Annotated in this window: 9 protein-coding genes; 6 read left to right on the forward strand and 3 right to left on the reverse strand. The window is 57.1% G+C overall.

Annotated elements, in window-relative coordinates; translation table 11 throughout:
* Positions 1 to 117: 117 nt before the first annotated feature.
* On the reverse strand, positions 118 to 1,170 hold the full coding sequence (locus Q0X21_RS09650) for a pseudouridine synthase (protein ID WP_297851679.1): 1,053 nt from the start codon (positions 1,168 to 1,170) through the stop codon (positions 118 to 120).
* Here Q0X21_RS09650 and Q0X21_RS09655 point away from each other — a divergent pair.
* The 4 genes from Q0X21_RS09655 (at position 1,106) to Q0X21_RS09670 (ending at position 3,466) form a co-directional block, all read left to right on the forward strand.
* On the forward strand, positions 1,106 to 1,252 hold the full coding sequence (locus tag Q0X21_RS09655) for a hypothetical protein (protein ID WP_297851671.1): 147 nt from the start codon (positions 1,106 to 1,108) through the stop codon (positions 1,250 to 1,252). The genes Q0X21_RS09650 and Q0X21_RS09655 overlap by 65 nt on opposite strands.
* Positions 1,253 to 1,352: 100 nt before the next feature.
* Complete coding sequence (locus Q0X21_RS09660; protein WP_297851672.1) at positions 1,353 to 2,255, forward strand: universal stress protein; 903 nt, start codon at positions 1,353 to 1,355, stop codon at positions 2,253 to 2,255.
* A gap of 138 nt (positions 2,256 to 2,393) precedes the next feature.
* A complete protein-coding gene (locus tag Q0X21_RS09665; protein WP_297851673.1) occupies positions 2,394 to 2,660 on the forward strand; it encodes a GlsB/YeaQ/YmgE family stress response membrane protein in 267 nt (88 codons plus the stop codon).
* Between the two features lie 167 nt (positions 2,661 to 2,827).
* Positions 2,828 to 3,466 carry a TetR/AcrR family transcriptional regulator gene (locus Q0X21_RS09670; protein ID WP_297851674.1) on the forward strand — a complete coding sequence of 213 codons (639 nt, stop codon included), beginning with the start codon at positions 2,828 to 2,830 and terminating at the stop codon, positions 3,464 to 3,466.
* On the opposite strand, the gene yidC is transcribed toward Q0X21_RS09670, so the two are convergent.
* Positions 3,454 to 4,653, reverse strand: coding sequence for a membrane protein insertase YidC (yidC, locus tag Q0X21_RS09675; protein WP_297851675.1), 1,200 nt, complete (start codon positions 4,651 to 4,653; stop codon positions 3,454 to 3,456). The genes Q0X21_RS09670 and yidC overlap by 13 nt on opposite strands.
* A 54-nt stretch (positions 4,654 to 4,707) precedes the next feature.
* On the opposite strand from yidC, the gene Q0X21_RS09680 reads away from it, so the two are divergent.
* Positions 4,708 to 5,523 carry a class E sortase gene (locus Q0X21_RS09680; RefSeq protein WP_297851676.1) on the forward strand — a complete coding sequence of 272 codons (816 nt, stop codon included), beginning with the start codon at positions 4,708 to 4,710 and terminating at the stop codon, positions 5,521 to 5,523.
* 2 nt (positions 5,524 to 5,525) lie between these two features.
* On the forward strand, positions 5,526 to 5,678 hold the full coding sequence (locus Q0X21_RS09685; protein WP_297851677.1) for a hypothetical protein: 153 nt from the start codon (positions 5,526 to 5,528) through the stop codon (positions 5,676 to 5,678).
* Here Q0X21_RS09685 and Q0X21_RS09690 read toward each other — a convergent pair.
* Positions 5,675 to 6,583, reverse strand: a 909-nt coding sequence (locus Q0X21_RS09690) for an SGNH/GDSL hydrolase family protein (RefSeq protein WP_297851678.1), incomplete at its 5' end; no start/stop codon positions are given. The genes Q0X21_RS09685 and Q0X21_RS09690 overlap by 4 nt on opposite strands.

The following is a 6,583-nucleotide window of genomic DNA, read 5'->3' on the forward strand; positions in this document are numbered from 1 at the left end:
GCACTCGGGAGGGTGTGGGAGAGTAAGTTACCGCCGACCAAAAACTTCATTAGTAGCCGGCTACCAGTCCATACGGGATTCGGTAGCCGGCTTTTCTTATGCCGTGAAGCCCGAAGGTTATTGAAGAATAGAGTCAGGAATGGGCATGCCGGACCATCCTTCGGCCTTGAACACCCGGTTTTCCCCGGTAAGGGGATCGGTAAAACTCAAAGCCACCGAGGCAAGCAGCATGGGCACATTGAAGTCCTCGTCTTCGAGCGGTAGAAGCTTTGGGTACACGGGATCCTCATAGATGGGTGCTCCCGCATGAAACATCTGCACCCGAAGTTGATGGGTACGTCCCGTGACCGGGTGGAGAAGATACCGGGCAGCGCCCGGACGGTCTGGCAGCGGGGTGATTTCGGTGACGTGAGTCAGCGCATTCGGATCGCGGTCAAGGATGATCTTCGAAGCGAGTTCACCCTCGTTCTTTTCAATGTGGTGCTCCCACGACAGGGGTGCTTTCAATCCGATATCTTCTGCCACTGCTTCGTAGCCTTTCTCCACTTCACGTCGGGCAAAGAGTTCTTGATAGGCGCCCCGAAATTCAGCTTTCTTGGTCAGAAGCAACAGGCCAGATGTCATTCGGTCAAGTCGGTGAGCGGGGGTGAGTTCTTCGTTGCCGGTAGAGCGCCGTAGACGCACTGTCACGTTCTCAGTGATGTGGGATGCCCTGGGCATGGTCGCCAAAAATGGCGGTTTATTTACCACCATTATTGCGTCATCTTCGTAGACCGTCTCAACCTCATATGGCACGCGCTCTTCAGGTGCTGGGCGGCGATAGAAATAGACGTCCGTTCCGGGATATAGAAGGTCAGAAGGGGTAAGCGGGGAGGCGTCGATAAGCACGACCTCGTTGTCAGCGAACCGTTTGCTCACGGCGGTTTGGTCATCTTCTGGGTGCCTGTGTCGCTGTGACGACACGAGATGCCAAATGAAGTCCCAGGCAGCGATTGGTTCGCCTTCAGGGACGCGTGCGCGCGTAGCACCTAGTCCGCCCCGCGGGGGTAGAGGTGGTTGACGCTTTTGCTTCCCTGGGCGTGGCATATGTATTAACTTTAGCCTCATGAATTTCGACGCAATTATTTCGCAGCTCACTGACTTCTTCAGCACCGGCATTGGCAAGGCGATCGCTGATGTCCTGTGGACCATTTACACCGCTCTTTTCCCGGCGAACGCTGAGGCCGCGTTCCCGATCGAGATTCCGCGCTAAACAGTCCGGCCAACGATCTGTTGGCAGGGTTACAATGAAAGTGTCAGGTGAACACCATCTTTGGTGTGTCACGACGTAGGGAACGGAAAGGCACTTTCTTATGAGCCACCACGATCTGGTCATTGTCGCCGTCGACGGCGGCGAACCTTCAAATAACGCTGTTCGCTGGGCGGCGAATACTGCGTTGAAGCGCGGTGTTCCGCTGCGTCTCGCTTCTTCGTACACGATGCCTCAGTTCCTGTACGCAGAAGGCATGGTTCCTCCGCAAGAGCTTTTCGACGATCTGCAGAGGGAGTGCCTGAGCAAGGTCGAGGCAGCTCGTGAGATTGCTCTTGAGGTCGCCCCGGACCTGGAGGTCGATCACACGATCGCTGAAGGCTCCCCGATCGACATGCTGCTCGATCTGTCCAAGGAAGCAACCATGATCGTCATGGGCTCCCGTGGTCTTGGTGGCCTGTCCGGCATGGTGCTGGGGTCAGTCTCTGCTGCTGTGGTGGCGCACGCTTCGTGCCCGGTCGTCGTTGTCCGCGAAGACAATGCTGTCACCCCGGAGACCAAGTACGGCCCGGTCGTTGTCGGCGTCGACGGCTCCGATGTCTCCGTGAAGGCTACCCAGGTGGCATTTGAGGAGGCGCATGCACGTGGTGCTGAATTGATCGCCGTGCACACTTACCTGGAGAACCAGGTGCACGAGCCGATGGCTGGTGCGATCCTGGGGGATGAGCAGTGGGTGCAGTTCGAAGAGGAGCGCAAGGAGAGCCTCGACAAGGAGCTTGCACCGCTGGTGGAGAAATTCCCCGATGTGAAGCTGACCAAGGTGGTCACGCGTGATCGTCCGGTCCGCGCACTGGTGGACCAGTCCAAGAATGCTCAGCTTTTGATCACGGGCTCCCACGGCCGTGGCGGCTTCAAGGGCATGCTTCTTGGTTCCACCTCGCGTGCGTTGCTGCAGGCAGCTCCGTGCCCGATGATGGTCGTTCGCCCGGAGCGTTTGCCGAGGTAATACCTGATCTTTGATAGCCCTCGGTTGGAAAACTGTTATCTTTCGTTATCCAACCGTGGGCGTAGCGTTGCCCAAAAATTAATTGATGCAGGCATAATGGATATTGCATCTGTGTTTTAAAAGAAAGGAAAACGCACAATGACTATTTCTATGGGGATCATCGGTTGGATCATTATCGGCGGTATTGCTGGTTGGATCGCATCCATGATTATGAACCGTGACGCTTCCATGGGCATCTTCGCCAACATCGCCTGCGGTGTCGTCGGTGGTCTGCTCGGTGGCTGGCTGCTTAGCTTCTTCGTGGATGTGGAGAGCAAGGGAATGTTCTTCAGCTTCCTTACCTGTATCTTCGGTGCGGTCATCGTTCTGTGGATCGTAAACAAGGTGACGGGTAGCCGTCGCTAAAAATCGCTGATTTTTTGGCCGAGCATTTCGCTCGACTCACCCTGGTCTTTTCCCGCAATGGGGGGCCGGGGTCTTTTTATGCGTGCCTGACCTGCCCTCCCGTTGAATGAACGTACCGGTTTGTCTATTATGTTGAGCGTTATTGTTCTGCTGGAAGGAGAGTTGTGGTGACCCAGGGCAGCGCCAGTACCGCGAAGAAGAAACCGGCGTCGCGCCGACGGAATCGTCCGGCCCCACGTCAGCGTCTTCTAGATGCGGCGACGAAGCTGTTCACCGAAGAAGGAATCCGCGTTATCGGCATTGACAGGATTCTCCGCGAGGCTGACGTGGCTAAGGCCTCGCTGTACTCGCTGCTTGGTTCGAAGGACAACCTGGTCATCGCTTATCTGCAGCAGCTGGACACGGAGTACCGCACGCGCTGGGCGGAGCGGACCGCTTCGATGATTGATGCGGACTCGAAAATTCTGGCGTTTTTTGACATGGCCATTGAGGAGGAGCCGGAAAAGGACTTCCGTGGCTCGCCCTTTGTCAATGCTGCTACTGAATACCCGCGACCGGAATGTGAGTCCGAGCGGAATATCGTCGCTGCGTGCGTTGAGCACCGAAACTGGATGCACGCAACGATGACGGAGCTTTTAGATAAGAAGAATGGCTACCCGTCGGGCACCCAAGCGAGCCAGCTACTCATCTTCTTGGACGGCGGCATGACTGGTGCGCGTATTAGCCGAGACGATGGCCCGTTGGTCACGGCTAAGGATCTGGCGCGCCAGATGCTCTCCGCACCGCCGGCTGATTATTCCATCTGATCGTCGGGAGTCTGCTCAGTCTTTTGTTGAGCCGCTGCTTTTCTTGCTTCCTTAGCTTGCTGCCGTAGCTGGCGGTGCTTTTCCATTTCGGCCTTGCGGTTGGCGGAACGCGCTTTGTTCCGCTCCTTCTTCAAGGTCTTCTTTTCTGCCTTTTCACCACGGCGTTCAGCCTTTGCGGCGGCCTTTTCTGCCTTGATATCGCGGCGGACCTGACCGAATGTGGTGGGGTGCGCCAGGGCATTTAGAGTCCGGCGACGGTGTGACCGCTTCGCAGTGCGCTTGGCTTGTTTAGCTTCGCGTGTTTCTTGAGTGGCCTTAGTGCGCGAAGAGATGATCTGGTTCCTGTGGACATCCTCCAGCGGGTACTTCTTTGCCAGGAAGTACCACATGATTACGGATTGGGTCAGGGTCCACAGGTTGTTGAGGAACCAGTACATCAACAGAGCCACCGGGATCAGACCGGTCATGCCCACGAAGCCGAGCGAGATGGGAATAATGACCAGCATGAGCCACATGGTCTTGTACATCTTGCGCGACGTCGACTGATTCCAGTCCAGATGTATGCGGGAGCGGAACTGGGAGACCGCGGTGTTGATGGTGGTGAAGATCAGGGCGAAGATCAACAGCGGAATGCCCACGGCACGGACCTGGTCGCCCGTGGTGCCGAGTGCGGCGAATTGCTCGGAGGTCATGGACACATAAGCGGGCAGGGGAACACCCATGAAGGAGGCGTCGAGGAAGCTCGCGATGTCCTCGGGAGTGAGGATGCCGATATTGGTGTCGGTGCGGCCGTTCTCGGGCACGGACATCCACATCAACAGGCGGTAGAGACCCAGAATGAACGGGAGCTGTACCAAGGGCGGGATGCACCCGGTCATTGCGTTGTACCCGTAATCCTTGTTCAGCTTCTTCAGTGCTGCATCATGCGCGGCCACGTCTTGCGGGTCAGTGGATTTGCCGTAGCGTTCCTCCAACTCTTCCTGCTCAGGGCGCATCATGAGCATGATGCGAGAGGATTTGAACATGGACCAGTTGAATGGCACCAAGAATCCACGCACGGTGACGACGAGCAGGATGATGGACAGCACCCACGCGGTATCGGGGGCGACGGTGAATACTTGCGCAAGGAGCCAGTGCCACAGCTTCATCACTGCGGATACCGGCCAGACGAATGCTTCGAGCAGCATGAGTGCGTGAAATCCTCCGTAAGCCGGGTACTGGGTGTGCGTTAATGTTAAGCCATGCCCTCAAGCGTGGAAATATCTGGCGACTGCGAATCCGATACCCAGAGAAGCGCACAGATCACAGTGCGTGAAGTCATTGGTGAAATCTTTCTCACGCTTGGCGTTGTCTTGCTGCTTTTCGCGTTTTATGAGGCTTTTTGGACCAATCTCCGCTCAGGCGAGATGCAGCAAGAAGCACAAAACCAGCTTGCCGACGAATGGCGTAATCCCCGCACCACCCACCTCCCCGAAATGGGCGAGGCATTCGCGCAACTCTTCATTCCTTCCTTCGGGGTGGATTACACCTACGCGGTGCTGGAAGGAACTGATGATCAGACACTTCTGACTGGTCCGGGGCATTATCAGGACACGCAGATGCCTGATGAGCCCGGTAATTTCGCGTTGGCTGGACACCGTGTGGGCAAGGGCGCGCCATTCAATGATCTGGGTCGGTTGGAGGCTTGTGATGCGATTGTGGTGGAGACCCAGGACAAGTGGTTCACGTATCGTGTCCTGCCGATGGAGGAAGGGCAGGGGGCACGGGAAGCGTCGGCAAGCTGCTTGGAAGAGCCATTGCGCGCGGAGGTCGTTTCCGGCAGGTATGCGCATGTACTGGGAAGGCATATCACTGTGCCGAGCGATACCAGTGTGCTCGCACCGCTGCCAGAATCCCCTGATGCTACCGAGGAGAACCTGGAACGCGTGATCACGTTGACTACGTGCCACCCGCAATTTTCCAATGCGGAACGAATGATCATTCATGCGGTGCAGACAGACGAGCGCGATAAGCAAGCTGGTCTGCCGCCAGCGCTGAAGAGCGGAAAGGGAAAATAGACATGTACCGAGCTTTGTGGCGGTTATTGCCCGGCCCGACCCCGGTGAAAGCACTCATCGTGATCGCGCTTGTGGTCGCAGTGTTCTTTCTGCTCATGGAAGTCGTCTTCCCCTGGCTATCGACAGTGATGCCGTACAACGACGTGGCGGTCTAAAGCTTTTTCAACACGTCTGCGATGGCTTCTGCCATGGCCTTTTGCCCAGCGGGAGTGGGGTGGGCGGGGAAGGAATTGGTTTCCTTGCCCGTCGGGTCTGTCCAGCGCTCATTCTTCGGGGCGCACACGCCATGGAAATCAGCATTTGCAGGCAGGACATAGAGCGCGCCATTGCGTGCGGCGGCATCGCGGACCATCGCATTCATGGTCACCGTCAGGCCAGCGGCCCAATTCAAGGTGCCGCTGGGGAGGTCGGCGGTGGCGTCGCATTCGTCCTGAAGCGAAGCAATTGGCAAATAACCCGTGGTGATGATGGTCGCGTTCGGTGCTTTCTGGTGGATCTTTGCGTAAATCTCATCGAGCCGCGCCGGGAGATCAACGACAGCGCGGGCGGTCTCGTCGTACAGGCCATCGTCGCAGTCGTCCTCACCCTTGCCTTCCATCATTCCGGTGATGCAGCGGCTCCATGGGCCGAAATTGATGTCGTTGCCACCGATCGACAGAGTGATCAGGTCTGTATCCGGCTCAAGTGCGTCGATCTGCGGGGCTAGTGTGCTCGGGGTCTTTGGCTTCGAGGCTGTTGTCTCAGCAGTGGACTTCTCGGATTCTTTTTCCACGGCCTCTTCGGCATTGAGCTTCTCGTCGATGGTGCGACCGTTGATCAGGTGGTCGGTGGTGGAACCTTGGCAGGTGGCGTCGATAAAGCCGCGCTTTTCATTGATGCCGGTGTAGAGCTTGGCCAATTTGTGCGGGTAATTGTCTTCGCTGCGGGCACAGAATTCCGGGCCCTCAAACGGGCCGGAGGCCGAGCCCATCGCGGCATAAGAATCGCCGAGTGCCACGTACAAGTCATAGGAGGACGGGAGATCCTTCGGGTCGGCAGTGACCGTGACGGTGGTGGGAAC

It is taken from the genome of uncultured Corynebacterium sp. (assembly GCF_947253065.1).
Taxonomy (GTDB): domain Bacteria; phylum Actinomycetota; class Actinomycetes; order Mycobacteriales; family Mycobacteriaceae; genus Corynebacterium.

Bases quoted from the DNA above. Each gene is read 5' to 3' on its own strand.
- Q0X21_RS09655 (WP_297851671.1), top strand. From the start codon at position 1,106: ATGAATTTCGACGCAATTATTTCGCAGCTCACTGACTTCTTCAGCACC.
- Q0X21_RS09680 (WP_297851676.1), top strand. From the start codon at position 4,708: ATGCCCTCAAGCGTGGAAATATCTGGCGACTGCGAATCCGATACCCAG.
- Q0X21_RS09665 (WP_297851673.1), top strand. From the start codon at position 2,394: ATGACTATTTCTATGGGGATCATCGGTTGGATCATTATCGGCGGTATT.
- Q0X21_RS09660 (WP_297851672.1), top strand. From the start codon at position 1,353: ATGAGCCACCACGATCTGGTCATTGTCGCCGTCGACGGCGGCGAACCT.
- yidC (WP_297851675.1), bottom strand. From the start codon at position 4,653: ATGCTGCTCGAAGCATTCGTCTGGCCGGTATCCGCAGTGATGAAGCTG.
- Q0X21_RS09685 (WP_297851677.1), top strand. From the start codon at position 5,526: ATGTACCGAGCTTTGTGGCGGTTATTGCCCGGCCCGACCCCGGTGAAA.